This is a genomic window from Pseudomonas sp. NFR02, assembly GCF_900119375.1.
GTDB lineage: Bacteria > Pseudomonadota > Gammaproteobacteria > Pseudomonadales > Pseudomonadaceae > Aquipseudomonas > Aquipseudomonas paracarnis.
The window spans coordinates 310527-337031 of the sequence record NZ_FPJJ01000008.1; the positions used below are offsets into that span (position 1 = coordinate 310527).

Annotated in this window: 25 protein-coding genes; 14 read left to right on the forward strand and 11 right to left on the reverse strand. The window is 59.7% G+C overall.

From position 1 onward, the window contains the following. From BT199_RS23180 to dksA, 6 genes are all read right to left on the reverse strand, one after another. The gene (locus BT199_RS23180; RefSeq protein WP_003194157.1) at positions 1 to 1404 is read right to left on the reverse strand and encodes a polynucleotide adenylyltransferase PcnB; all 1404 of its coding nucleotides are present in this window, start codon (positions 1402 to 1404) and stop codon (positions 1 to 3) included. 697 nt (positions 1405 to 2101) lie between these two features. Beyond that, positions 2102 to 3538 carry a sigma-54-dependent transcriptional regulator gene (locus BT199_RS23185; protein ID WP_014719942.1) on the reverse strand — a complete coding sequence of 479 codons (1437 nt, stop codon included), beginning with the start codon at positions 3536 to 3538 and terminating at the stop codon, positions 2102 to 2104. A gap of 22 nt (positions 3539 to 3560) precedes the next feature. Further along, positions 3561 to 6515 carry a sensor histidine kinase gene (locus BT199_RS23190; protein ID WP_003194154.1) on the reverse strand — a complete coding sequence of 985 codons (2955 nt, stop codon included), beginning with the start codon at positions 6513 to 6515 and terminating at the stop codon, positions 3561 to 3563. Beyond that, positions 6499 to 6675 (reverse strand): hypothetical protein, encoded by a 177-nt coding sequence (locus BT199_RS27075; protein WP_003176118.1) that lies wholly within the window; start codon positions 6673 to 6675, stop codon positions 6499 to 6501. The genes BT199_RS23190 and BT199_RS27075 overlap by 17 nt, the downstream gene beginning before the upstream one ends. A 62-nt stretch (positions 6676 to 6737) precedes the next feature. Beyond that, complete coding sequence (gluQRS, locus tag BT199_RS23195) at positions 6738 to 7625, reverse strand: tRNA glutamyl-Q(34) synthetase GluQRS (RefSeq protein ID WP_072435530.1); 888 nt, start codon at positions 7623 to 7625, stop codon at positions 6738 to 6740. Between the two features lie 83 nt (positions 7626 to 7708). Continuing rightward, positions 7709 to 8152, reverse strand: a complete 444-nt coding sequence (gene dksA / locus BT199_RS23200; protein WP_003194150.1) for an RNA polymerase-binding protein DksA — start codon at positions 8150 to 8152, stop codon at positions 7709 to 7711. Positions 8153 to 8472: 320 nt separating this feature from the next. On the opposite strand from dksA, the gene BT199_RS23205 reads away from it, so the two are divergent. Further along, the gene (locus BT199_RS23205) at positions 8473 to 9645 is read left to right on the forward strand and encodes a pyridoxal phosphate-dependent aminotransferase (RefSeq protein WP_032895289.1); all 1173 of its coding nucleotides are present in this window, start codon (positions 8473 to 8475) and stop codon (positions 9643 to 9645) included. Further along, entirely contained in the window at positions 9645 to 10358 is a 714-nt protein-coding gene (sfsA, locus tag BT199_RS23210; protein ID WP_072435531.1) for a DNA/RNA nuclease SfsA, read from the forward strand. The genes BT199_RS23205 and sfsA overlap by 1 nt, the downstream gene beginning before the upstream one ends. On the opposite strand, the gene BT199_RS23215 is transcribed toward sfsA, so the two are convergent. Continuing rightward, the gene (locus tag BT199_RS23215; protein ID WP_014719938.1) at positions 10355 to 10672 is read right to left on the reverse strand and encodes a Rieske (2Fe-2S) protein; all 318 of its coding nucleotides are present in this window, start codon (positions 10670 to 10672) and stop codon (positions 10355 to 10357) included. The two genes, sfsA and BT199_RS23215, sit on opposite strands and share 4 nt — an antisense overlap. A 156-nt stretch (positions 10673 to 10828) precedes the next feature. Here BT199_RS23215 and BT199_RS23220 point away from each other — a divergent pair, with 156 nt between their 5' ends. The 3 genes from BT199_RS23220 to BT199_RS23230 are packed head-to-tail and all read left to right on the forward strand — an operon-like array spanning position 10829 to position 13508. Next, positions 10829 to 11707 (forward strand): heme/hemin ABC transporter substrate-binding protein, encoded by an 879-nt coding sequence (locus BT199_RS23220; RefSeq protein WP_072435532.1) that lies wholly within the window; start codon positions 10829 to 10831, stop codon positions 11705 to 11707. Beyond that, positions 11704 to 12741: a FecCD family ABC transporter permease gene (locus BT199_RS23225; protein WP_014719936.1), complete on the forward strand. Its 1038-nt coding sequence runs from the start codon at positions 11704 to 11706 to the stop codon at positions 12739 to 12741. Before BT199_RS23220 ends, BT199_RS23225 begins: the two co-directional genes overlap by 4 nt. Further along, entirely contained in the window at positions 12741 to 13508 is a 768-nt protein-coding gene (locus tag BT199_RS23230; RefSeq protein WP_014719935.1) for a heme ABC transporter ATP-binding protein, read from the forward strand. The genes BT199_RS23225 and BT199_RS23230 overlap by 1 nt, the downstream gene beginning before the upstream one ends. Before the next feature lie 243 nt (positions 13509 to 13751). Here the strand turns inward: BT199_RS23230 and BT199_RS23235 are convergent, their stop codons facing one another. From BT199_RS23235 to BT199_RS23245, 3 genes are all read right to left on the reverse strand, one after another. Then, positions 13752 to 14024: a TfoX/Sxy family protein gene (locus tag BT199_RS23235; protein ID WP_003194139.1), complete on the reverse strand. Its 273-nt coding sequence runs from the start codon at positions 14022 to 14024 to the stop codon at positions 13752 to 13754. Positions 14025 to 14228: 204 nt separating this feature from the next. Then, positions 14229 to 14573 carry a pentapeptide repeat-containing protein gene (locus BT199_RS23240; protein ID WP_014719933.1) on the reverse strand — a complete coding sequence of 115 codons (345 nt, stop codon included), beginning with the start codon at positions 14571 to 14573 and terminating at the stop codon, positions 14229 to 14231. A 92-nt stretch (positions 14574 to 14665) separates the two neighbouring features. Then, on the reverse strand, positions 14666 to 16222 hold the full coding sequence (locus BT199_RS23245) for a bifunctional aminoglycoside phosphotransferase/ATP-binding protein (RefSeq protein ID WP_072435533.1): 1557 nt from the start codon (positions 16220 to 16222) through the stop codon (positions 14666 to 14668). A gap of 118 nt (positions 16223 to 16340) precedes the next feature. Between BT199_RS23245 and mrcB the strand changes: the two genes are divergently transcribed. The 9 genes from mrcB to msrQ all read left to right on the forward strand — a co-directional run bounded on the left by mrcB (position 16341) and on the right by msrQ (position 26159). Next, positions 16341 to 18665 carry a penicillin-binding protein 1B gene (gene mrcB, locus BT199_RS23250; RefSeq protein ID WP_014719931.1) on the forward strand — a complete coding sequence of 775 codons (2325 nt, stop codon included), beginning with the start codon at positions 16341 to 16343 and terminating at the stop codon, positions 18663 to 18665. Between the two features lie 16 nt (positions 18666 to 18681). Then, a complete protein-coding gene (locus tag BT199_RS23255; RefSeq protein WP_032902681.1) occupies positions 18682 to 19416 on the forward strand; it encodes a tetratricopeptide repeat protein in 735 nt (244 codons plus the stop codon). Continuing rightward, positions 19416 to 19745: a YqcC family protein gene (locus tag BT199_RS23260; RefSeq protein WP_014719929.1), complete on the forward strand. Its 330-nt coding sequence runs from the start codon at positions 19416 to 19418 to the stop codon at positions 19743 to 19745. Before BT199_RS23255 ends, BT199_RS23260 begins: the two co-directional genes overlap by 1 nt. A gap of 432 nt (positions 19746 to 20177) precedes the next feature. Continuing rightward, positions 20178 to 21902 carry an acetolactate synthase 3 large subunit gene (locus BT199_RS23265; protein ID WP_014719928.1) on the forward strand — a complete coding sequence of 575 codons (1725 nt, stop codon included), beginning with the start codon at positions 20178 to 20180 and terminating at the stop codon, positions 21900 to 21902. 2 nt (positions 21903 to 21904) lie between these two features. Continuing rightward, entirely contained in the window at positions 21905 to 22396 is a 492-nt protein-coding gene (gene ilvN, locus BT199_RS23270) for an acetolactate synthase small subunit (protein WP_003176102.1), read from the forward strand. A gap of 47 nt (positions 22397 to 22443) precedes the next feature. Next, complete coding sequence (gene ilvC / locus BT199_RS23275; RefSeq protein ID WP_003194132.1) at positions 22444 to 23460, forward strand: ketol-acid reductoisomerase; 1017 nt, start codon at positions 22444 to 22446, stop codon at positions 23458 to 23460. Positions 23461 to 23604: 144 nt separating this feature from the next. After that, on the forward strand, positions 23605 to 24462 hold the full coding sequence (gene pssA / locus BT199_RS23280) for a CDP-diacylglycerol--serine O-phosphatidyltransferase (protein ID WP_014719927.1): 858 nt from the start codon (positions 23605 to 23607) through the stop codon (positions 24460 to 24462). A 63-nt stretch (positions 24463 to 24525) separates the two neighbouring features. After that, positions 24526 to 25539: a protein-methionine-sulfoxide reductase catalytic subunit MsrP gene (gene msrP, locus BT199_RS23285; RefSeq protein ID WP_014719926.1), complete on the forward strand. Its 1014-nt coding sequence runs from the start codon at positions 24526 to 24528 to the stop codon at positions 25537 to 25539. After that, on the forward strand, positions 25539 to 26159 hold the full coding sequence (gene msrQ / locus BT199_RS23290) for a protein-methionine-sulfoxide reductase heme-binding subunit MsrQ (RefSeq protein WP_072435534.1): 621 nt from the start codon (positions 25539 to 25541) through the stop codon (positions 26157 to 26159). The genes msrP and msrQ overlap by 1 nt, the downstream gene beginning before the upstream one ends. Before the next feature lie 28 nt (positions 26160 to 26187). Here the strand turns inward: msrQ and BT199_RS27320 are convergent. Beyond that, the coding region (locus BT199_RS27320) for a hypothetical protein (RefSeq protein WP_218189598.1) at positions 26188 to 26505 on the reverse strand (318 nt) is incomplete at its 5' end.

Genomic DNA, 26505 nt, shown 5'->3' on the forward strand with positions numbered 1-26505 from the left:
TTATTCGCCCGCAGCGCCCGAGGCATCGGCACTGCTGCGTTTACGCTTGGTGCCGCTGCGGCGACGCTTTTTCGGGCCTTCGCCGGCGCTATCACCTTTGCTGCCCAGTTCACGAATCATTTCGCGGCGCTGGCTGTCATTGGCGTCCTGATAATCGGTCCACCATTCGCCCAGGCCATCGGTCTGCTCGCCCGCGCTTTCGCGTAGCAGCAGGAAGTCGTAGCCGGCACGGAAGCGCGGGTTGTCCAGCAACAGATCGGCGCGCTTGCCGCTGCGGCGTGGCAGGCGCTCCTGCATGTCCCAGATTTCGCGGATCGGCATGGTGAAACGTTTGGGGATGGCGATGCGTTGGCACTGTTCGGCGATCAGCTCGTGAGCCGCTTCCTGCATGGCCGGGATCGGCGGCATGCCACGGTCCTGCAGGCGCAGTACGCGTTTGGGCAGGGCCGGCCACAACAAGGCGGCAAACAGGAACGCCGGGGTCACCGGTTTGTTTTGCTTGATGCGCAGGTCGGTGTTGATCAAGGCTTCGCTGATCAAGGTGTGGGTGTACGTCGGGTTGTACTCCAAGGCCTCGGCGCTGGCCGGGAACAGGGGGTCGAACAACTGCAGGTCCACCAGCATTTCAAAGGTGTCGGCGGCGTAGCCCGAAAGGAACAGCTTGAGCACTTCCTCAAACAGGCGTGCCGAGGGGATTTCCCGCAGCATCGGCGCCAGTTCGCGAATCGGTGCGGCGGTGTGTTTTTCGATGCCAAAGTTGAGCTTGGCGGCGAATCGCACGGCACGCAGCATGCGCACCGGATCTTCCTGGTAGCGCTGCGTCGGGTCGCCGATCAGCCGGATCAGGTTGTTGCGAATGTCGTGTACGCCGTTGGCGTAATCGAGGATGCGCTCGCTGACCGGGTCGTAATACAAGGCGTTGATGGTGAAGTCGCGACGTTGCGCGTCCTCTTCCAGGGTGCCATAGACGTTATCGCGCAGGATGCGCCCGCTCTCGTTGCGGGAAGACTGGTTGGTGTCCTCCTCTTCATCGTTTTGCGGGTGACCGGCGCGGAACGTTGCGACCTCGATGATTTCGCGACCAAAGTGGATATGCACCAGCTTGAAGCGCCGGCCGATGATTCGTGCATTACGAAACTCGGCGCGCACTTGTTCAGGCGTGGCACTGGTGGCGACGTCGAAATCCTTGGGCGTGATGTTGAGCAACATGTCGCGTACGCAGCCACCCACCAGGTAGGCCTGGTAGCCGGCGTTCTGCAAACGTTCGACGATGTTCACTGCATAACGGCTGAATTGAGCGCGCTGCAGCGAATGCTGGCTGCTATTGAGCACTTCAGGCGTGCTGCGTTTGTGTTGCGTTCGACGCAAGGGAGAACGGAATGACTGGAACAACTTCTTCAGCATGGGATGCACTGTTTGAAGGAATGTTCGGCCATAACGAAGAATGACCGCATGATGGGCGGGGATTCTAGCATTTAGTCAGGGGATGGTGTAGGAACAAGCTAAAGGCATTGCGCCATAAGCGTTTGCAGGTCAAATCCCGGAAACTACAAGGGGAGCCGAAGCTCCCCCAGAAGTAGTTGCGTGCTCTATTTTTATTATTGATGTCGGGCTTCTTGTTTTTGTTGATCGCCCTCGCCACGAAGTTTCACCTTCATGACACTCCCAATCGGGAGTCAAGAGCAAACGGATTGCTTTGGTCGCTGTGTTGCTGATCTACGATCCAACCAGTTCAGGCTCTGCCTTAGGGCAGTTTTTGTTGTTCTCGGCCTGGTTGCGGGGCAAGCCCCAAATGCAACGCCTCTCCAAAAGAATCAGTTAGCTGCGCCTCCGCCGTGTTGTTTTTGTTATGCGTGAGTCGATTCGTCTTATTTTTATTGTCTTGTACAAAGCTTGTTATTGTTTTTGTACTAAGCATATAGCAGGGTGCGTGCCAACTTTTGCGCCGTCCAGCAAAACCGGGGGTTTGGGCTGGTTTCGCCAGATTGAGGGCCAAAAAAAAGCCGGGGCTTCGTTACCGTAAGCCCCGGCTTTTGTTACGTGAAAAGTCAGCGGTAACAGTTTTTTCACATCAACAGGTGTTACCTGTGGGGCTGCGCTCTCAGCTTTCGCTGGCCACCCCGGTCTTGCGCCGTGGAATGCCCAGGCGCTGACGCCGTTCCCACAAACACTTGCGACTTACACCCAGTTTGCGGGCCAGTTCGGTCTCGGTCATATGGTCCTGATGCTCGAGCACGAAGTGCTGGAAGTAGTCTTCCAGTGACAAATCTTCCGTCGGCTCATGGCTGGTATTGCTACCGCCGCCCTGCTGCGGGGCCAGGCCGATGAAGTCGTCGTCATCCAGGTCGCTGAGCTCAATGTCGATGCCCAGCAACTCGGCAGAAATCTCCGGGCTCTCCGACAGAATCACGGCGCGCTCGACGGCGTTCTCCAGCTCACGCACGTTCCCTGGCCACGAGTAGTGACGGATCGCCTGCTCGGCGTCCGCGGCAAACTTCAGGTCGGTGCGGTCAATGCGTGCGCCTTGACGCAACAGGAACGCGTTGGCGATTTCGTTGACGTCGGCGCCGCGCTCGCGCAGGGCCGGCAATTTGAGCGCGATGACATGCAGGCGGTAATACAAGTCCTCACGGAACTGGCCGATCTTGGCCAGGCTCTTCAGGTCTCGGTGTGTCGCCGCGATCAATCGAACATCGACCTTCTGCGATTGCACCGAACCCACGCGACGAATTTCGCCTTCCTGCAGCACGCGCAGCAAACGCGCTTGGGCTTCCAGGGGCAGCTCGCCAATTTCATCAAGGAACAAGGTGCCGCCGTCCGCGGCCTCCACCAGGCCTGCACGCCCGGCGCTGGCGCCAGTGAACGCACCTTTCTCGTGGCCGAACAGCTCGGACTCGATCAGGGATTCGGGGATCGCCGCGCAGTTCACCGAGATCATCGGCGCCTTGGCGCGCTTGGACAGGTTGTGCAGGGCGCGGGCCACCAGCTCTTTGCCGGTGCCCGACTCGCCCTGGATCAACACATTGGAGTCAGTCGGCGCCACCTTGCGGATCTTGCTGTACAAGTCCTGCATCGGAGGGCAGGAGCCGATGATGCCGATCTCGCCATTGCTGTTGTTGGCACCTGGTTTTTCGGCGCCGCTGGTCTTGCCGGTGGGGCGTGGCTCGGCAGGCGCACTGCTGGCCGACACACGGTCACGCAGGATGCGGGCCACGGCCTGGAGCATCTCGTCGTGATCGAAAGGCTTGGCGATGTAGTCCACCGCGCCCATCTTCATCGAGTCCACCGCCGAGCGCAGGCTGGCGTAGCTGGTCATGATCAGCACCGGGGTGCCCTGGCCCAGCTTGATCAGCTCGGTGCCCGGGGCGCCTGGCAGGCGCAGGTCACTGACAATCAGGTCGAACGTGGGAATGCTGAATCGCTCTTGGGCTTCCTGCACCGAGCCGGCTTCGCTGACCTGGTACTGATTACGTTCAAGCAGGCGACGCAAGGCAGAGCGGATAATGGTTTCGTCTTCGACGATCAAAATGTGCGGCATTGATTCAATTCTCTCGACGGTCTCAGTTCACAGCGGACGTCGCTTCGACATGACGCGGCAAGGTCACCCGGATACGGGTGCCGCGTTGGCTTTGTGTGTCAGCCGGGCTGTCGATGGTGATTTGTCCATAATGCTCTTCAACGATGGAATAGACCAGTGCAAGGCCCAGACCGGTACCTTCACCGGGGTCCTTGGTGGTGAAGAAGGGTTCGAACAATCGGTCCATGATGTTCTGTGGAATGCCGCTGCCTTCGTCTTCCACGATCAGGTCGACCGTGTGCTCGAAAGCCTCGCTCTTGACGCGTACAGCACTGCCGGCCGGCGACGCGTCGCGGGCGTTGGACAGCAGGTTGATCAGCACCTGGGCCAGGCGTTGTGAGTCGCCATCGACCCAATGGTCCGGATCGCACAGGTTAAAGAACTGTACTTCGAAATTGCGCCGGTTCAAGGCCAACAGCCCAATGGCATCCTGCGCGACTTCGGCCAGGCACACCGCTTCGTCCTGATTCTGATGGGCGCCGGAGTGGGCAAAGCTCATCAGCGACTGGACGATGCGTGAAACCCGCTTGGTCTGTTCAAGGATCTGCCCGCTGATTTCGGTGATTTCCCCGTCTTCTTCGCGCTCTTCCCGCAGGTTTTGCGCCAGGCAGGCGATACCGGTGATCGGGTTGCCGATTTCATGAGCCACGCCGGCCGCCAGGCGCCCAATGCTGGCCAGGCGTTCGGAGTGCACCAGCTTGTCTTCGAGCATCTGTGTATCGGTCAAGTCTTCTACCAGCAGCACCAGGCCGCTGTTACCCGGCGCCAGAGGTTCGTCGATGGCCGCTTTGTGCAAGTTGAGCCAGCGGGTCTGGCCGTCGAGGGCCAAGTGCTGTTTGTGCAAGTGCTCGTCCGGCAGGTTGATGAAACCCTGCAGCAGCTCTTTCCAGGGATCGCCCAGGGTATTGAGGCGCGAACCCACCACCCGCTGGGCGGCGATGCCGGTGAGTTCTTCCATGGCCTTGTTCCACATCAGGATTTCCTGGTCCTTGGCCAGGGAACACACGCCCATCGGCAGTTCCTGCAGGGTCTGGCGGTGGTAACGGCGCAGGGCGTCGAGTTCGGCGGCCAGGCCTGTGAGGCGCGAGTGGTAGTCCTCCAGCCGGCTTTCGATGAAGTGGATGTCTTCGGTGACGTAGTTTTCGCCACCGGCCTTGTAGGGCAAGAAGGTTTCCACCATGTCCTGGGACACGCTCGGCCCCATCAAACCGGACAAGTTGGCTTCGATACGGTCACGCAGGCGGCGCAGGGCATAGGGGCGGCGCTCGTCAAATGGCAGGTAGAGGTCGCGCAGCGCCTGTTCGACTTCCTTTTGTGCGGCCTTGGCGCCCAGGGGCTTGGCCAGTTGCGTGGCGAACTCTTGGGGCGATGCCGCATGCAGTTCGCGGCGTTGCGGGCGGCGTACGTTGTCTACCGCACAGGCTTCTGCGGCGCTGGTTTCTTCGGCGCTGGCGTTAGTGAACAGCGAGATCAGGGTGAACATCAGTACGTTGGCGGCCAGCGAGGCGATGGCCGCCATGTGCCAACTGGTGTCGTCCAGCACGTAAATCATGTTCAGCAACGGGATATAGAAGCCCTGCAGATTGCCGACCAGCGGTAGCAGCATGGTCACGGTCCACACCAGGATCCCGGCCAGCAGCCCTGCAATAAAGCCACGGCGATTGGCAGTCGGCCAGTACAGCACCGACAACACGCCCGGCAGAAATTGCAAGGTGGCGACAAACGCGACGATGCCGAGGTTGGCCAGGTCTTGCCCGGCGCCCAGCAGCAGATAAAACGCGTAACCGGCCATGATGATCGCGACGATCAGCGCGCGTCGGGTCCATTTCAACCAACGGTAGATATTGCCCTCGGCCGGCGGCTGGTACAGCGGCAGTACCAAGTGGTTGAGCGCCATGCCCGAGAGTGCCAGGGTGGTGACGATGATCAACCCGCTGGCGGCCGATAACCCCCCGACATACGCCAGTAGCGCCAGGGCCGGGCTGTTGGCAGCAATACCGATGCCCAGGGTGAAATACTCGGGGTTGGTGGTGGCCCCCAGTTTCAGGCCAGCCCACAGGATCAGCGGCACCGCCAGGCTCATCAGCAACAGGAACAGCGGCAAGCCCCAGCTGGCGCTGACCAGCGAGCGCGGGTTGAGGTTCTCGGTGAAGGTCATGTGGTACATGTGCGGCATCACGATCGCCGAGGCGAAGAACACCAGCAGCAGCGTACGCCATGGTCCCTCCTGCAAGGGGGTATGCAAGGCGGCGAGGGCGGTCTGGTTTTGCAGCAGCCACAGCTCCAGCTGTTGCGGCCCGTCGAACACGCCGTAAAGCGCATAAAGGCCGACGCCGCCGATGGCGATCAGCTTGATGACCGACTCAAAGGCAATCGCAAACACCAGGCCCTGGTGTTTCTCGCGGGTGGCGATATGGCGAGAGCCAAAGAAGATGGTGAACAAGGTGATCAGCGCGCAAAACGCCAGGGCAACCCGATGTTGCACGGGCTCTCGGGTCAGGATGCTGATGGAGTCGGCCACCGCCTGGATCTGCAGGGCCAGCAACGGCAGCACGCCGATCAACATGAAGATGGTGGTCAGCGCGCCGGCCCAGGTGCTGCGAAAGCGAAAGGCAAACAGGTCCGCCAGGGAAGACAGCTGGTACGTCCGGGTGATTTTCAGGATCGGGTACAGCAGCACCGGCGCCAGCAGGAACGCGCCGGACACCCCCAGGTAACTGGAGAGAAAGCCGTAGCCGTACTGATAGGCCAGCCCCACCGTGCCGTAGAACGCCCAGGCACTGGCGTACACGCCCAGGGACAAGGTGTAGGTCAACGGATGGCGAATGATCGCCCGCGGAATCATTCCGCGCTCACTGATCCAGGCCACGCCGAATAACGCAGCCAGGTAGGCGGCGCTGATCAGCAGCATCTGGGTGAGACTAAAGCTCATCGGCATCTTTTTGGCTCTGCAGGATGAAGGTCACGACGATCAGGATCAGCCATAGCAGATAAGGGCGATACCAGGCGCCCGTGGCGTCGATCCACCAATCCATGATGGCGGGGGAGAACAGGTAGATCCCGACGACCAGCAGCAGGACCAAACGATAGATGTACATGTTGGCCTCTGATTAAAAATCTGCCGCGATGTTAACGGATGGCTGGCAACCTGCAAGCGCCTTCAACTCAATTGCGTTTCGGCCAGGGTCAGCGTGCGCGGGATGCGGGTGGCGTCCCAGTGCGCAATGCCCCAATCCAGCAGTTCTCGTGGGCTGGCGTACAGCAGTTGCGCGTCGGGCTGTTGGCCAAGGGCGCGCAGTGCTCTGAGCAGCAAAGGCGTGGCCTGGTCGGCTGTCAACGGTGGAGAGCGGTAGGACTTGCCCAGCTTGTTGCCGTCTGGCTGCACGATCAGCGGTACATGCAAGTAACGTGGCTGGCGCAGGCCAAGCAGCTCTTGCAGGTACAGCTGGCGCGGTGTGGAGTCGAGCAGGTCGGCGCCGCGCACGATATCGGTTATCCCTTGCCAGGCGTCGTCGAGCACCACCGCCAGTTGGTAGGCGTAGAGGCCGTCGCGGCGACGGATGATGAAGTCGCCGGCATCGCGGCCCAGATGCTGCCGGAACTCGCCCTGCACACGGTCGGTAAAGTGGTATTCCAGCTCGGGCACGCGCAGGCGGATGGCGGCGTGTTGCTGGTCGTGGCCGGCATTGCGGCACAAGCCTGGGTAAACCCCGTTGTAGGGCTCCAACTGCTTGCGCGAGCAGGTGCAGGCGTAGGCCAGGCCGTGGTTGAACATATCGTTCAGTACTTTGGCGTAGGCATCATGCCGCTCGCTCTGGCGAACCAGTTCGCCATCCCATTCAAAGCCGTAGCTTTCCAGCGCATGCAGAATCGCCGCCTGGGCGCCGGGCTCTTCACGCGGAGGGTCAAGGTCTTCCATGCGCATCAACCAACGGCCCTGGTGGGCGCGCGCATCGAGGTAGGAGGCAAGGGCGGCAACCAGGGAGCCGAAGTGCAAATGGCCGCTGGGTGTGGGGGCGAAACGCCCAATATAGGTAGAGGCTGTCATGGCCCGGATACTACTGCATAACCGATAAACGCCAGAAACAAAAATGGAGCGTTCGCACGCTCCATTCGTTCAACTCGGCAACGTTACTTGCCGACCTGTTTTTCCTTGATTTCAGCCAAGGTCTTGCAGTCTACGCACAGGTCTGCGGTTGGGCGGGCTTCCAGTCGGCGAATACCGATTTCGACGCCGCAGGATTCGCACCAGCCGTATTCTTCGTCTTTGATCAGTTGCAGGGTCTTGTCGATCTTCTTGATCAACTTGCGCTCGCGATCGCGGGCGCGCAGTTCGAGGGCGAACTCTTCTTCCTGGCTGGCACGATCGGCCGGGTCAGGGAAGTTGGCCGCTTCATCCTTCATATGGTCAACCGTACGGTCGACTTCCTGCATCAAGTCCTGTTTCCACTTGTTGAGGATCTTGGTGAAGTGCTCGCGCATGGGCTCGCCCATGTACTCCTCGCCCTTTTTTTCGACATAGGGTTCGAAGCCGCCGAGGCCTTGAGTCTGCTGTTGCTTTGCTTGGGTGGACATGAATAGACCGCCTCTCACTCTTCTAATCCATTGCGCAGGATTGCAACGTCACCGACACCTGCCGGCCCTGCGGCTGCAAGCGGGCGAACTTACCAGATAGATTCAGGGTGCGCTACTCCCGGTTGTCGAGGCCCAGGGCAAAGGGGTTGCAAACCGCAGCAGCCCGCCATGACTGGGTATGTATCGCCTCGAATATTGATTTTAGCTGTTTTACGAGCGTGCGCAGGGTGCACTTGCAGCCCCAATCAGGCAATAGAGCATGTTTTACCGTGAGGGTTCGGTAGAATCCAGATTTTGTCCTCACCGTCTAAGGAAGGCTAATGGCTCAGCCCTACAGTGCGCGTAGTCGCGCCATCGAACCCTTTCATGTCATGGCGTTACTGGCGCGTGCCAATGAGCTGCAGGCCGCCGGTCACGACGTGATCCACCTGGAAATCGGCGAGCCGGATTTCACCACCGCCGAGCCGATCATCCAGGCCGGCCAAGCCGCGTTGGCAAACGGTAAGACGCGCTACACCGCCGCCCGCGGCTTGCCCGAATTGCGCGAAGCCATCAGTGGTTTCTACCAGCAACGCTACGGTTTGAGCATCGACCCGCAACGCATCCTGATCACCCCCGGTGGCTCCGGCGCATTGTTGCTGGCCAGCAGTTTGCTGGTGGATCCGGGTAAACATTGGCTGCTGGCGGACCCAGGCTACCCCTGCAACCGACACTTCCTGCGCCTTGTGGAAGGCGCGGCGCAGTTGGTGCCGGTCGGCCCAGACGTACGCTACCAGTTGACCGCCGATCTGGTGGCCAGGCATTGGGACCAGGACAGTGTCGGCGCACTGGTGGCATCGCCCGCCAACCCCACCGGCACGATCCTCACCCGGGACGAGCTGGCTGGGCTGTCGGGCGCCATCAAGGCGCGCAACGGTCATTTGGTGGTCGACGAGATTTATCACGGCCTCACCTACGGCACCGACGCGGCCAGCGTGCTGGAAGTCGATGATGACGCCTTTGTTCTGAATAGTTTTTCGAAGTATTTCGGCATGACCGGCTGGCGCCTCGGTTGGCTGGTGGCGCCCCCTGAAGCGGTGGGTGAACTGGAGAAATTGGCGCAGAACCTCTACATCAGTGCGCCAAGCATGGCTCAGCATGCCGCGTTAGCCTGTTTCACCCCGCAAACCCTGGAGATTCTGGAGCAGCGCCGTGCCGAATTTGGCCGCCGCCGTGACTTCCTGCTGCCGGCCCTGCGTGAGCTGGGGTTCGGTATCGCCGTGGAGCCCGAAGGTGCTTTTTATCTGTATGCCGATATCAGCGCGTTCGGCGGCGATGCCTTCGCGTTTTGCCGGTATTTCCTCGAAACCGAACATGTGGCCTTTACGCCGGGGTTGGATTTCGGTCGCTACCAGGCGGGGCACCATGTGCGTTTTGCCTACACGCAAAACCTTGATCGGCTGCAAGAAGCGGTGGAGCGGATTGCCCGTGGTTTGCGGAGTTGGCAAGGCTGATGCGTTTTAATCCTCCTCTTGAAGAAGGGCGGCTGATCCGCCGCTACAAGCGCTTTCTCACCGATATCGAAACCGTTACCGGCGAGTTGCTCACCATTCACTGCCCTAACACCGGTTCGATGCTCAACTGCATGGTCGAAGGTGGCCAGGTCTGGTTCAGCCGTTCTACGGATCCCAAGCGCAAGCTGCCGGGCACGTGGGAAATTGCCGAAACGCCCCAGGGCCGGCTGGCGTGCGTCAACACCGCGCGTGCCAACCAGTTGGTGGAAGAAGCCTTGCTGGCCGGTGTGATCACTGAGCTCAACGGCTTCACTGCGTTGAAGCGTGAGGTGCCTTATGGCCAGGAGAAAAGTCGCATCGACTTTCGCCTGGATTACCCCCGGGGTGCTGCGTTTGTCGAGGTCAAAAGCGTCACCCTGGGCTTTGATGGCAGCTCAGTGGCGGCTTTCCCCGATGCGGTGACGCAGCGCGGTGCCAAGCACTTGCGTGAGCTGGCCCACCTGGCGCGCGACGGTATACGGGCGGTGCAGTTGTATTGCGTGAACCTGTCGGGGATCGACGCGGTGCGCCCGGCTGTGGAAATCGACGCCGGTTATGCGGCGGCGCTACGTGAGGCCAAGGCTGCAGGTGTGGAGGTGCTCGCCTACGGCGTACGGGTCACGCCGCAGGAGATTTACGTCGAGCGTCGGTTGAAGGTGCTGCTGGGCGACTAGAGATCGACCCACAATCCCTGTTCGTCTTCGCGACCGGGCAGGGCAGTGAGGTGTTGGCCTGCGCAGGGCCCGGCGATGCACTCGCCGCTTTCAATCAGGAACAACGCGCCATGGGTGGCGCATTGGATCAGGCTGGCGCTGTCGTCGAGGAAGCGATCAGGTTGCCATTCCAGTGGGATCCCACGATGGGGGCAGCGGTTGAGATAGAAGTACGCAGTGCCGTCCCGACGCACCGCCAACAGCCTGTGGCCATCGATATCAAAACCGCGGCTGCTGTTGGGGGTGAGGTCGCCTGAGGCGCAGAGAAACTTCATTTCAATCCTTAAGTGCCTTGACGTTCAAATGCAAACAATTATCAAATGCCTGCTTCGCCCGTCAGCTGACTGGGTGCTCAATACGATGCCTGGCAGGGGTTATCTGTCACATCAATGAGTGCTTGAGTGGCCCTGCCCTAGGAAGGAAACCCTGTTATGCGCCTGAGTACCAGCGCTATTGCGCTTGTTGCTTCACTGCTGGTCAACCCTGGGGTGCACGCCTCTGAACTGCCGCAACGCTGGGTCAGTGCTGGCGGGGCGCTGTCGGAGTGGGTGACGGCTCTGGGCGGTGAATCGAAGTTGGTGGGAGTGGATACCACCAGTCAGCATCCCGCCTCGCTCAAGGCCTTGCCAAGCATTGGTTATCAGCGACAGTTGTCAGCCGAAGGCATTCTCAGCCTGCGCCCGCAAATCCTTGTGGGCACGGAGGAAATGGGACCACCGCCGGTGCTGGCACAGATTCGCAGTGCCGGGGTGCAGGTGGATATGTTCTCGGCCCAGCCGGATTTGCCCACGCTCAAAGGCAACCTCGAACACTTGGGGAAACTGCTCGGCAGTGAGGCCCAGGCTGATGCCCTGTTTACCGGGTATGAGCAGGCGCTGGCACAGCAAAAAAATTGGGTGGTCAAGGCCCAGGCCACGCAAAAAGCTCCAGGCGTGCTGTTGCTGCTCGGCCATGCCGGTGGCAAGCCGCTGATCGCGGGCAAGGACACGGCCGCTGATTGGATGTTGCAGCAGGCTGGAGGGCGTAATCTGGCCACGCACACCGGCTATAAACCGTTTTCCGTCGAGTCGCTGGCGGGGTTGAGCCCTGAGGTGCTGGTGTTTGCCGATCGCGCGTTGACCGGTGACGCGGCGCGCGCAGCCTTGTTCAAAGAAAACCCGATCCTTGCCTCTACGCCGGCAGCCAAGAACGGCCGCGTCTTTGAGCTGGATCCGACCTTGCTGGTAGGTGGCCTTGGGCCCCGATTGCCGCAAAGCCTGGAGAAACTGTCTGCCGGTTTTTATCCGTCCCAGCCTAAGCCTGCTCCATGACCACTCTGGTTAAGCCAAAAACGCTGTTTATTGGGCTGTCGCTGCTGTGTGTATTGGCGATCTGGCTTTCATTGGCACTGGGGCCGGTCAGCCTGCCGTTAGTGGACACGCTCAGGGCTGCGCTGAAACTAATGGGCGTACCGATAGAGGCCCAGGGGTTGGAGCAGGCCGAGTTGATCCTGGGGCAGATTCGCCTGCCGCGGACCCTGTTGGGGCTGGCGGTCGGCGGTGTGCTGGCATTGTCGGGCGTGGCGATGCAGGGGTTGTTCCGCAACCCGCTGGCCGATCCTGGCTTGGTCGGCGTGTCCAGCGGGGCAGCGCTGGGAGCGGCGGTGGCGATTGTCGGTGGCTCGCTATTTGGCGGGCTGCCGGATGCTTTCGGGCCGTACCTGTTGTCGCTGTGCGCCTTCCTCGGTGGCCTGGGCGTCACGGCACTGGTCTATCGCCTGGGGCGTCGCAATGGCCAGACCAATGTCGCGACGATGTTGCTTGCCGGTATTGCGCTGACGGCCCTGGCCAGTTCGACCGTGGGCCTGTTTACCTATCTGGCAGACGATGCCACCTTGCGCACCCTGACGTTCTGGAACCTGGGCAGCCTCAATGGTGCAAGTTATTCGCGGTTGTGGCCCTTGTTGCTGGTGAGTGCGGGCGTGGCGCTATGGTTGCCGCGCCGGGCCAAGGCGCTGAACGCGCTGTTGCTGGGTGAGTCCGAGGCCAAGCATCTGGGTGTTGATGTCGAGGGGCTCAAGCGCGAGTTGGTGTTCTGCACGGCCTTGGGCGTTGGCGCCGCAGTGGCAGCGGCGGGCATGATTGGTTTTGTCGGGTTGGTGGTACCGCATCTGGTGCGGCTGCTGGCTGGGCCGGATCATCGGGTGTTGTTACCGGCCTCGGTGTTGGCGGGTGCGAGCCTGCTGCTGTTTGCGGACCTGGTGGCGCGCCTGGCGTTAGCGCCGGCGGAACTGCCGATCGGTATTGTCACTGCGTTTATCGGTGCGCCGTTTTTCCTCTATTTATTGTTACGAGGGCGCGCCTGATGTTGCGGGTAGAAGCGTTGCAGATCCGGCGCGGTGGTAAGACCGTGCTCGCCGATATCACCTTGGACCTATTGCCGGGCGAAGTGCTGGGCGTTCTGGGCCCCAATGGCGCCGGCAAAAGTACCTTGCTTGGAGCGCTGTGCGGGGAGTTGCAGCCGGATCAGGGCAAGGTGTGGCTGGATCAGCAGGCGCTCAAGCACATGACAGGTGTGCAACGTGCCCAGCGCCTGGCGGTGCTGCCACAATCCTCCACCCTGGACTTTGCCTTTCGTGTCGAAGAGGTGGTGGGCATGGGCCGCTTGCCTCATCAGACCGGGCGAGTGCGCGACGACGAAATCATCAACGCCGCGCTGCAGGCTGCTGATGTAGGCCACCTGAGTGGGCGCAGTTACCTGGCCTTGTCGGGCGGCGAGCGGCAGCGTGTGCACCTGGCACGGGTATTGGCGCAGTTATGGCCGGGTGAGGCAGGGCAGACGTTGTTGCTGGATGAGCCCACATCGATGCTCGACCCTCTGCACCAACACACCACCTTGCAAGCTATCCGGCATTTTGCCGACAGAGGCGCTGCGGTGCTGGTCATCCTGCATGACTTGAACCTGGCGGCGCGTTACTGCGACCGGATCCTGTTGCTGGAAAACGGCCGCCCCCACGCGCTGGATACGCCCTCTAACGTCCTGCAACCAGAGCCGCTCAAGGCTGTATTCGGTCTGGATGTATTGGTACAGCCGCATCCGGAGCGTGGGCATCCGTTGATCATTGCGCGCTGAGGCCGGTTAATTCGCGGGCAAAAAAAGACCCGGCAAGAGCCGGGTCAAATAACCGTGATTAGCCTGATGAGGAGATAATCTGAGAGTCCGAACCAATGGTCTTTCAGTTATCGGCTGATCTCGCGACCAGTTGTGATAATCATAACGATTCTCATTTGAGAGTCAACATCTGTTTTTCTGCTTCATCCATTTTTCTCAAACGCTCGTTTGTAATGCCCGTAAACACTGGGTTTGAGTGCCACTCTAGTTCTTCTGATGCACTGAGATCGCTTCAAGCTGACGGTTCAAGGCCTCCTTGCGCTCGGTGGGTATGTCGTTCCAGTGCACATCCATCAATGCCCCTTCAATGGCATACAGCAGAACCTTCGAAGCTCGAAACCCGCGCGTGCGCACGGCTCGGTAAGCGTCGACCGCCCCCAGGCGACGCAAGTCGGACGCGCTGTGGATGCCCACCGCATGCAGCCACTGCGCTGACGTCTTGCCAAGGTTTTTCAGGTGTTGCAGCTCATCGTTCATCAAGCCTCCTTGCGTTGGCCGAATGGTGCGGTGGGTGTCGTGACCAGGCAGCCTGAAAATGAGTGTAGCGTTCAGTAGGAAAAGCGTGGTTCTTTGGTCAGAAAGGGCTGAAAAGATTATAAGGATGGCGCGACGGCGCTTACTCGCAGGCAGGCGCAAAGTGCCCGGCAGGCAGGGGATGTGGCAGGAACTCGGTGTGTGGGGTTACTTGGTGCGGTAGCGCAGGCGAGTACCGAAATTGACCGACATGAGTATTTCGTCAGCCGTGAGTTCGGGCGGGAAATAAGCCCCCGATATCTGCGCATGGGCCAGGCTGGCGCCTTCCAGTGAGCAGCCACGCAAGTCCAGGCCGCGCAGGTCGGCAGAGCGAAAATAGGCGTCGGTGAAGTCAATACCGGTGGCGTTCAGGTCGCGCAGGTCCAGCCCTCGAAAGTCGCCACCGCGCATGTCGATGGGGCCATTTTCAGGGCGCTCCTGGTTGAAGCCGCGGATGTCGTCCTTGTGCAGGAGGGCGTAGAGCGGGGTATCAAGAAGCTTTGGCTGACTCATGATCGCGACTCTGGCTGGCGTTATGGAGCCAGTATAGTGCCACTATCGCTGGGTCGCGCGCCGAAGACGACGACGCGACCAAGAAATATTTCTTACAGGCCCGGCAGGTGTTGACGGATATGCCCGACCAACGCGTCGAGCGTCCCGCTTTCATTGGTCTCCACACGCTTGCTGAGCAGCAGCTCCTCGGCAGTCAGCGGGTCACGACTGGCTTGTTGCTCTTCGATAACGGCCAGTGTGGCGTCAGACGGATCGTTTTTATCCGCCTGGCGTTGTGCCAGCCAACTGGTGATAACGGCTTGCGGGGCGTTGCAGTCGAGGATCAGGAACGGCGCGCCAGTGGCTTCGGCAACCTGGGCGGCGGCGTCACGCTGCGCGCGTTTCAAGAACGTGGCGTCCAGCACCACCGGGTAGCCGGCGCGCAGCACGGTGTCGGCAATCTCGTTCAGGCGTGCGTAGGTGGCAGCGCTGGCGTCCTGATTGTAGATACCGGCCTGCAGGGTGTTCTCTACCTGTTGTTCGCCAAACAGGCGCTTGCGCTCTACGTCCGAACGCAGGCGTACCGCGCCCAGGGCTTCGACCAGGCGCATGGCCACGTGGCTCTTGCCCACGGCTGAAACGCCGTGGGTGATTGCCAGGAAGCGCGAAGGGATAGTGCTGTAGCTTTCCGCCAGGTTGGCGTAGTTGCGATACTGGCGCAGGGTGGTAGCGCGTTGCACCGGGTTGGCTTCGCTGGGCATGCTGAACAGCGCAACCTTGGCGCGTACCAATGCACGGTAGGCTTTATAGAAGTTCAGAAGCTCCAGGCCCTGGTAGTCGCCGGTCAGCTCCAGGTACTGGCTTATGAAGCGCCGTGCCAGGCATTTCAGGCCGCGATCTTCCAGGTCCATCGCCAAAAAAGCGGTGTCGGCGTACACGTCGGTAAAGCGGAAAGGCTCGTTGAACTCAATGCAGTCGAAGATCACCACGCGGCCATCGATCAGCGTGGCGTTGCCCAGGTGGATATCGCCGTGGCATTCACGGGTATAACCGTCGAGCTTGCGCTGCGCAAGCAGAGGCTTGAGGCGTTCGAAGCTGCTTTCAGCCCAGGCTTGCAGAGCCTCCAGCTGAGTCAGGTCGGCCTTGTCGCTGAGGAACGGGCGGATCTGGTCAAAGTTCTGGCGTACCGGAGCCATCACCTCTTCCGGCGTGCCGGCGGGGTGATCTTGCGGGACTTTGGGGGCGCTGAGGTGGAATTGCGCAATCTGCTTGGCCATCTCATCGATGTGCGCGCTGGTCAGTTCGCCGTTGGCTTGCAGGGTGCTGAGCATCTGGCTTTGCGGGAACTGGCGCATTTTCAGCGCGTACTCGATGGCTGGGCCGTCGCCACCCAGTTGCGGCGCCTCGGCAGTGCCGGTAATCGGCAACACTTCAAGATACAAATTTTCGGTCAGGCGCTGGTTGAGGCGCAGTTCCTCGCGGCAGAAATGCCCGCGGTCGTCCAGATTGGTGAAGTCCAGGAAGCCGAAGTTCATCGGTTTCTTCAGCTTATATGCATAGGGGCCCGTCAGTATCACCCAGGAAATATGGGTCTCGATGACTTGAAACGCGTCAACCGGATGAGGGTACAAGGCCGGGTTTTGCAGGGCAGCGATCAGGGTCTGGCTCACGGGCGATCCTTCAAAGTCGGGGGAAAATCATGGGGGGCATTATGGCTGCTGATGCCAGTCGTGCAAACCGCTGTCCGGCTCATGTTGATCATCAATAAAGTGCGTATAATCCGCCGCCATGACTCGAACCCGATCTCCCCGTTCCCGTAAAAAACCTCCTTCCCGTGGCCCGCGCCCTTGGCTGGGCTGGGTGATCAAGCTTGGCCTGGTGGGCCTTGTGGCGGTCGCCGGCCTTGCGGTGTACCTCGATGCCGTGGTGCAGGAAAAATTCTCCGGCAAACGCTGGACGATTCCGGCCAAGGTGTATGCACGCCCGCTGGAGCTGTTCTCTGGTCAGAAGCTGAGCAAGGAAGACTTCCTTACCGAGCTCGATGCGCTGGGCTACCGCCGCGAACCCGTGAGCAATGGCCCTGGCGCTGCGGCGGTCAGCGGTAATACCGTCGACCTGAACACCCGTGGCTTCCAGTTCTACGAAGGCCTGGAAAAAGCCCAGCCGGTGCGCGTGCGTTTCTCTGGCGATTATGTGGCTGAGCTGTCCTCGCTCAATGGCTCCAAGCTGCCGGTGGTGCGTCTCGAACCGTTGCTGATCGGCGGTATTTACCCGAAGAACCTTGAAGATCGCATCCTGATCAAGCTCGATCAGGTACCGCCGTATCTGCTGGAAACCCTGGTCGCTGTCGAAGACCGCGATTTCTATAGCCACTGGGGTGTTTCTCCGAAGTCGATTGCCCGCGCTATCTGGGTCAACACTTCCGGCGGCAAGATGACTCAGGGCGGCAGTACGCTGACGCAGCAACTGGTCAAGAACTTCTACCTGACCAACGAGCGCAGCCTGACCCGTAAACTCACCGAAGCCATGATGGCGATGTTGCTGGAGCTGCATTACAGCAAGCAGGAAATCCTCGAGGCTTACCTCAACGAGGTATTCGTCGGGCAGGATGGCCAGCGCGCCGTGCACGGTTTTGGCCTGGCCAGCCAGTTCTTCTTCGGGCAGCCGTTGTCCGAATTGAAATTGCATCAGGTTGCGTTGCTGGTGGGGATGGTCAAGGGGCCGTCCTATTACAACCCGCGCCGCAACCCGGAGCGTGCGCTTGAACGTCGCAACCTGGTGCTCGATGTACTGGAGCAGCAGGGTGTGGCCACCGCTGAACAAGTGGCCGCTGCGAAAAAAATGCCACTGGGTGTGACAACCCGCGGCAAGCTGGCGGATAGCTCATTTCCGGGCTTTATCGACCTGGTCAAGCGCCAACTGCGCGAAGACTACCGCGACGAAGACTTGACCGAAGAGGGGCTGCGGATCTTCACCAGCTTCGACCCCATCCTGCAGATGAAGGCCGAAGCATCGGTCAACGACACCTTCAAGCGCCTGACTGGCCGTAAAGGCTCGGATGAAGTCGAAGCCGCCATGGTCGTGACCAACCCGGAAACCGGCGAGGTCCAGGCCATGATCGGCAGCCGCCAGGCCAGCTTTGCAGGCTTCAACCGCGCACTGGATGCCGTGCGGCCGATTGGCTCGCTGGTCAAGCCCGCGGTCTATCTCACGGCACTGGAAAAACCCAGCAAGTACACGCTGACCAGTTGGCTGTCCGATGACCCGCTGTCGATCAAAGGCGCGGATGGCCAGGTATGGACGCCCAAGAACTTCGACCGCCGCTCTCATGGCACGGTGTTCCTGTATCAAGGATTGGCGCATTCCTACAACATCTCGACCTCGCGCCTGGGGCTTGAAGTCGGTGTGCCGAATGTGCTGAAGACCCTGGCGCGACTGGGGATCGAACGTGAGTTCCCGGCGTTCCCGTCCATGCTTCTGGGCGCTGCGGCCATGACGCCGATGGAAGTGACCACCATGTACCAGACCCTGGCCAATGGTGGCTTCAATACGCCGATGCGCGGTATTCGCAGTGTGCTGACCGCCGATGGCGAACCGCTCAAGCGCTACCCGTTCCAGATTCAGCAGCGCTTCGACGCCGGCTCCATCTACCTGATCCAGAACGCCATGCAGCGCGTGATGCGCGAGGGTACAGGGCGTTCGGTCTATAGCGTGCTGCCGTCGAACCTGACCCTGGCGGGCAAGACCGGTACCAGCAACGACTCCCGCGACAGCTGGTTCGCGGGTTTCGGCCAGGATGTACTGGCCGTGGTATGGCTGGGGCGCGACGACAATGGCAAGACGCCGTTCACCGGTGCGACAGGCGCGTTGCAGGTATGGACCAGTTTCATGCGCAAGGCTGACCCGTTGCCGCTCAACATGCCGCAGCCGGACAATATCGTGCAGGCCTGGATTGATCCGCACACCGGCCAAGGCTCCGATGCCAACTGTCCGGGCGCGGTGCAGATGCCGTATATTCGCGGCAGCGAACCACCACCCGGCGCCGCGTGCAGTGGCAGTGCCCCTGCTGACGCGGATTCGGTGATGGATTGGGTCAAGGGCTGGATGAATTAAGCAAAGAGGGTTTCAAGTGAACAAGTTGTGGATTCCAGCCATTACGGCTCTGGCTTTGCTCGGCGGTTGCTCCAGCGTGCAGCGCGGCTCTATCCCTGTGGTGGACTCAAGCACGTCCGTCTCCAATAACGACCGCATTTCGGCCAATGGTGGCTTCCGTCAGACCGTGGTCAAACGGCCTGCCCAAGCTGCAACCCAGGCAATTCCACAGGATTCCGGCGTCGTAGTGATGGTGCCCGGCAGTGGGGCTGCAACCTCGGCGCCTATCAGTGCCGAACCATGGACCCCAGGCCCGAGCACTTCCGGGCCGGTGAACTCCACGCCGATTCAAACCGCGCCGGTCAACCAGGGCACCTACAACATGCCTTCTACGCCGAGCGGTATTCCGTCATCGTCCAATGCGGGCGGGTTGTCGGCTGACGAACAACTCGATGGCCCGGTGCTGGCGTTGCTCACAACCGCACAGCAGCAGCAGGCGGGTGGCGATTTGAATGGCGCCTCGTCGAGCCTTGAACGTGCCCAGCGCGTGGCGCCGCGTGAGCCACAAGTGCTCTATCGCCTGGCCCAGGTGCGCATGGCCCAGGGCGATGCGCCCCAGGCGGAGCAGTTCGCTCGCCGTGGCCTGAGCCTGGCCAATGGGCGCCCAGACCTGCAAGCCAGCCTGTGGGCCTTGATCGGGGATGCGCGTGCAGCCCAAGGCGATGCAGCGGGTGCTGCGCAGGCACGGCAAAAAGCCAAGGTCAGCCTCTGATGGATGCGCGTTTTCCCGCGATTGCCGAGCAGTTATTGCTGATCGAGCGCGAACTGCGCGTTCAGGGCTGGTGGGATGAAGTCTCCCCCAGTGCTGAAGCGCTCAGCAGTGTCGAGCCCTTTTCCGTCGATACCCTGGACTTCCACCAGTGGCTGCAGTGGATCTTCCTTGCGCGTATGAAGCAGATCCTGGAACAGGACCTGCCCTTGCCGAATGCGTCGGGGATCCTGGAAATGGCCGAGATGGTCTACGCCGACCGGCCGCGGGAGAGCCTCGGCTTGCGTAATGCGCTGAAAAAGTTCGATCAATTGATCGTCGACGCTCGTTAATTGCCTGACTGCCGGTTTTTCCGGCAGTCTTGCGCACATTTCTACCGCTTGACGACATTCAGGCGAGTTTTATCCCTCCTCAAAGCCCTTTCTTCTGCGTTCTCATGCGCTTAGTTGGAAAAAAGCGCAATTATTGCTTGACTTGAAGGGCGTGAAACAGAAGAATCCAAAGTCCGCTGTATCGGGACTGCCAGAAGCAGGCCCGCTCAGCAGATCATGAGGCGCACATCCGCGCCGACCTGTAACACCCGCAACGCGTTACCTCGCGCTGGGTGGGAAAAGCCCGCAACACTTGGGACGATCCCAATACTTGCTCAGTCAGTGCTGACGTAGTCGGCGACCACCGTCGCTCATGCTCTGTTGAGAAGTAAACCTATTAAGACCCGTCGGTTTTTTAACGGACGGTATTCTGGCGTTTTAGAGGTGAACAACGTGGAGCTTTTATCTGGCGGTGAGATGCTCGTCCGCTTTTTGCGTGACGAAGGCGTCGACTATATCTACGGGTACCCAGGTGGTGCTCTGCTGCATGTCTACGACGCACTGTTCAAGGAACCGGCTGTTACCCACATCCTGGTTCGCCACGAACAGGCCGCGACCCATATGGCTGATGGTTACGCCCGTGCCACCGGTAAAGCCGGCGTGGTACTGGTAACGTCCGGCCCAGGCGCAACCAATGCCATTACCGGCATCGCGACTGCGTATATGGACTCCATCCCGATGGTGATCATCTCTGGCCAGGTGCCTAGCACCATGGTCGGCACCGATGCATTCCAGGAAACCGACATGATCGGTATTTCCCGCCCGATCGTGAAACACAGCTTCATGATCAAGCACGCGTCGGAAATCCCGGAAGTCATGAAAAAGGCGTTCTACCTCGCCCAGTCCGGTCGCCCGGGCCCTGTGGTGGTTGATATCCCGAAAGACATGACCAACCCGGCCGAAAAATTCGAATATGTTTTTCCCAAGAAAGCCAAGCTGCGTTCCTACAGCCCGGCCGTCCGCGGGCACTCGGGGCAAATCCGCAAGGCGGCAGAAATGCTCCTGGCGGCCAAGCGCCCCGTGTTGTACTCCGGCGGTGGCGTGATTCTGGGCGGCGGTTCCGCTCCGTTGACCGAACTGGCCAAGTTGCTCAACCTGCCGGTGACCAACACCCTGATGGGCCTCGGCGCATTCCCGGGTTCGGACCGTCAGTTCGTCGGCATGCTCGGTATGCACGGCAGCTACACCGCCAACCTCACCATGCACCACGCCGATGTGATCCTGGCCGTGGGCGCGCGGTTCGATGACCGAGTGATCAACGGCGCGAGCAAATTCTGCCCGAATGCCAAGATCATCCACATCGACATCGACCCTGCGTCCATCTCCAAGACCATCAAGGCCGATGTGCCAATCGTGGGTCCTGTAGAGAGCGTATTGACCGAAATGGTCGCTGCGCTCAAGGACATCGGCGAAACGCCGAACAAGGAATCCGTTGCCAGCTGGTGGAAGCAGATCGACGAATGGCGCGGTGATCGCGGTCTGTTCCCTTATGACAAGGGTGACGGCAGCATCATCAAGCCACAAACCGTGATCGAAACCCTGTGCGAAGTGACCAAGGGCGACGCCTTTGTGACCTCCGACGTGGGCCAGCACCAGATGTTCGCGGCGCAGTACTACAAGTTCGACAAGCCTAACCGCTGGATCAACTCCGGTGGCCTGGGCACGATGGGCTTTGGTTTCCCTGCGGCCATGGGTGTGAAACTGAGCTTCCCGGATGCCGACGTTGCCTGCGTCACCGGCGAAGGCAGCATCCAGATGAACATCCAGGAACTGTCGACGTGCCTGCAATACGGTCTTCCGGTGAAGATCGTCTGCTTGAACAACGGCGTGCTCGGCATGGTTCGTCAATGGCAGGACATGAGCTACGGTAGCCGTCACTCCCATTCCTACATGGAATCGTTGCCGGACTTCATCAAGTTGGTTGAAGCCTATGGCCACGTCGGCATTCGCATCACTGATTTGAAAGATCTGAAGCCGAAGATGGAAGAAGCGTTTGCCATGAAGGACCGTCTGGTGTTCATCGATATTCAGGTCGATACCAGCGAGCACGTCTATCCGATGCAAATCAAAGACGGCTCTATGCGCGACATGTGGCTGAACAAGACGGAGCGTACTTAATCATGCGGCATATTATCTCCCTGCTTCTGGAGAACGAACCCGGCGCCTTGTCCCGTGTTGTCGGCCTGTTTTCGCAACGCAACTACAACATTGAAAGCCTGACCGTGGCCCCGACCGAAGACCCGACCCTGTCGCGCCTGACGTTGACTACTGTGGGCCACGATGAGGTGATCGAGCAGATCACCAAGAACCTCAACAAGCTGATCGAAGTGGTCAAGCTGGTCGACCTGTCGGAAAGCGCCCACATCGAGCGCGAACTGATGCTGGTCAAGGTCAAGGCCACGGGTGCCCAACGTGCCGAGATCAAGCGCACTACCGATATTTATCGCGGGCAGATCGTCGATGTGAGCGCCAGCGTTTATACCGTTCAACTGACCGGTACAAGCGACAAGCTGGACAGCTTCATCCAGTCGATCGGGACGGCCTCGATTCTGGAAACCGTACGCAGTGGTGTCACCGGGATTGCCCGTGGCGACAAAGTACTCAGCATCTAACCCAAATTAGCGAATGGCCTCACGGCCTGGATATATAGAGGAACCTCATGAAAGTTTATTACGATAAAGATTGTGACCTGTCGATCATCCAGGGCAAGAAAGTCGCCATCATCGGCTACGGTTCCCAGGGCCACGCCCAAGCGTGCAACCTGAAAGACTCCGGCGTTGACGTCACCGTTGGCCTGCGCAAAGGTTCGGCCACCGTAGCCAAGGCTGAAGCCCATGGCCTGAAAGTGACCGACGTTGCTTCTGCTGTCGCGGCTGCCGACCTGGTCATGATTCTGACCCCGGACGAGTTCCAGTCCTCGCTGTACAAGAACGAAATCGAGCCGAACATCAAGAAGGGCGCTACCCTGGCCTTCTCCCACGGCTTCGCGATTCACTACAACCAGGTTGTGCCGCGTGCTGACCTCGACGTGATCATGATCGCGCCGAAAGCACCGGGCCACACCGTGCGTTCCGAGTTCGTCAAAGGCGGCGGTATCCCCGACCTGATCGCGATCTACCAGGATGCGTCGGGCAATGCCAAGAACGTTGCACTGTCCTACGCTGCTGGCGTGGGTGGCGGTCGTACCGGCATCATCGAAACCACGTTCAAGGACGAGACCGAAACCGACCTGTTCGGCGAACAAGCCGTTCTGTGCGGCGGTACCGTTGAGCTGGTAAAAGCCGGTTTCGAAACCCTGGTTGAAGCTGGCTACGCGCCGGAAATGGCCTACTTCGAATGCCTGCACGAACTGAAGCTGATCGTTGACCTCATGTACGAAGGCGGCATCGCCAACATGAACTACTCGATCTCCAACAACGCCGAATACGGCGAGTACGTGACGGGCCCTGAAGTGATCAACGCCGAGTCCCGCCAGGCCATGCGCAACGCCCTGAAACGTATTCAGGACGGCGAATACGCCAAAATGTTCATCAGCGAAGGCGCTACCGGCTACCCTTCGATGACCGCCAAGCGTCGTAACAACGCCGCTCACGGTATCGAAGTCATCGGCGAGCAACTGCGCTCCATGATGCCGTGGATCGGTGCCAACAAGATCGTCGACAAAGCCAAGAACTAAGTCGTACGCATCAAGGGAAAACGCGGCTTAGGCCGCGTTTTTTCGTTTGAGGGGTTGGTTCTGGTATAAAGCTGCATCGTTTGCAGGCGAACACTCGCTGCAAGTATCTGTCGAATTTTTTCACACCGTTGCAAGGTAAAGTCCATGAGCGAACGTCCCGAAGAGCCAAACCAGGCTTCCGACGCCGAAAGCATGCTGCCGATCGATGAACATGTCGAAGAAGGGCATGACGCCGAAGGCCGCAAGGTCCGGCATCGTGGCATCTATCTGCTGCCCAACCTATTCACCACGGCGAACCTGTTCGCCGGCTTCTACTCCATCATCAACTCCATGAGTGCCCAGAGCGCGCTGGCGGCGGGTGATGCGGCGAGTGCCAGCAAATACTTTGGCTTTGCTGCTATCGCAATTTTCGTGGCCATGGTGCTCGACGGCCTGGATGGTCGCGTGGCGCGCATGACCAATACTCAAAGCGCTTTTGGCGCCGAGTACGACTCGCTGTCGGACATGGTCGCCTTCGGTGTTGCCCCCGCATTGCTGGCATTTGCCTGGGCATTGGGTGACATGGGCAAGGTTGGCTGGATGGTTGCCTTCATCTATGTCGCGGGTGCCGCTTTGCGCCTGGCGCGCTTCAACACCCAGGTGGGGACTGCCGACAAGCGCTACTTCATCGGCCTTGCCAGCCCGGCAGCGGCGGGTGTTGTCGCGGGGATTGTCTGGGCGTTCAGTGATTACGGGATTCAGGGATCGAAGATGTCGTTCCTGGTTGCCCTGATGGTGGCAGCGGCCGGCATGCTGATGGTCAGCAACATCAAGTACAACAGCTTCAAGGAATTTGACCTCAAAGGGCGCGTGCCTTTCGTGGCCATCCTTGTGGTGGTGCTGGTGTTCGCGGTCGTGTTCAGTGATCCGCCGCGTATCCTGCTGCTGGCGTTCCTGGCCTACGCCGCTTCGGGTCCGATTCAGTACTTGTTGCGTCTGCGTCGGGACAAAACATTGTCTTAATGTAATTTCCCCCATACTCCGCAGTCTATTGGTGCATCAGTTCTCCAACGCTGCGGAGTTACCATGTTAATCAAATTACCCAAAGCGTCCGATTGTCACGAATCGGACGTCACGCCTGAATCCTTCTATCTCTCTCGCCGCAGCCTGCTCGGTGGTGCGCTTGCTGGTATTGCCGCCAGCAGCTTGCCGCGTTGGGCCAGTGCGAGCGATGCTTCGCGGTATGCCGACGTCGAGCCGGGCAGCGCGCCCAACTGGTTTACGGAAAAACTTCCGAACACGAAGTGGCAATCGGTGACGGTCAAAGATGAGGCCATCACGCCATTCAAGGATGCAACTCACTACAACAACTTCTATGAGTTCGGGACAGGCAAGGGCGACCCGGCAACGAATGCGGGCTCGCTCAAGACGCAGCCCTGGAGTGTGGTGATTGATGGTGAAGTCGCAAAACCTGGGCGCTATGCCCTGGAGGACTTCATGAAACCCTATGCGCTGGAAGAGCGCATCTACCGTCTGCGTTGCGTCGAGGCATGGTCCATGGTGATTCCGTGGATAGGCTTTCCCATCTCGGCGTTGCTCAAGCAGGTCGAGCCAACCTCCAAAGCCAAGTACATCCGTTTTGAAACCCTCCAGGATCCCAAGAGCATGCCTGGGCAACGCTCAAGTTTCGGCTTGATCGACTGGCCTTATGTGGAAGGGCTGCGCCTGGATGAGGCGATGAATCCTTTGGCGATCCTCGCTGTGGGCATGTATGGGCGGGAGTTGCCTAACCAGAACGGCGCGCCGTTGCGCTTGGTGGTGCCGTGGAAGTATGGCTTCAAGAGTGTGAAGTCCATCGTACGTATCAGTCTGGTCAGTGAGCAGCCGAAAACGACCTGGCAAAGTATTGCTGCCGATGAGTATGGGTTTTATGCGAATGTGAATCCTACGGTCGATCATCCGCGCTGGACCCAGGCGCGGGAGCGCCGCCTGCCGAGCGGCCTGTTCAGTCCGAATGTGCGCCAGACGCAGATGTTCAATGGCTATTCGGATGAGGTCGCTTCTTTATATACAGGCCTCGATCTGCGGAAGAACTACTGATGCGCTACCCCATCTGGCGCATGGGCGTGTTTGTAGCCGCAGCAGTGTGGCCATTGCTCTGGCTGTATGAAGCGTGGAGTTCTGCGCTGGGGCCTGATCCAGGCAAGGTGCTCGTTGATCGCCTGGGTTTGGGGACGCTCATTTTATTGCTGATCACGCTTGCTATGACGCCGCTGCAGAAATTGAGCGGTTGGGCGGGGTGGATAGCGGTGCGGCGACAGTTGGGGCTGTGGTGCTTTGCTTATGTTGTGCTGCACCTGGCGGCCTATTGTGTGTTTGTCCTGGGGCTGGATTGGTCGCAGCTCGGCGTAGAGTTGAGCAAGCGGCCCTACATCATTGTGGGGGCGCTGGGGTTTGTTGCTCTCCTTATCTTGGCCGTCACGTCGAACCGCTATAGCCAGCGTCGGTTGGGGAGTCGATGGAAGAAGCTGCATCGTCTGGTCTATGTGATTCTTGGGCTCGGTTTGCTGCACATGCTATGGATAGTGCGGGCGGACCTGAAGGAGTGGGCCATCTACGCGTCTATAGGTGCGCTACTTCTGTTGATGCGGGTGCCGCCGGTAATGCGTCGAATCCCTCGCCTTATTGCTAAAAAAGCGCCTTCTGCCACAAAAGCGTAATTAAGCCTTGACGGCAGATTCTGGAAGCCTATAATTCGCCCCACTTCCGGCGCAGTCGAAACGGAAAACTCCTTGGTAAACAATGAGTTATGCAGTTTTCGACAGCAAGTTGCTTCAGTTCATCGAAGCCAAAAGGAAGTTGAAAAAGAGGTGTTGACAGCAGCGTGTAACGCTGTAGAATTCGCCTCCCGCTTACGAGAGATCGCAAGCGCAAGTGGTTGAAGTTGTTGAAGAAATCTTCGAAAACTTCTGAAAATAACCACTTGACAGCAAATGAGGCTGCTGTAGAATGCGCGCCTCGGTTGAGACGAAAGATCTTAACCAACCGCTCTTTAACAACTGAATC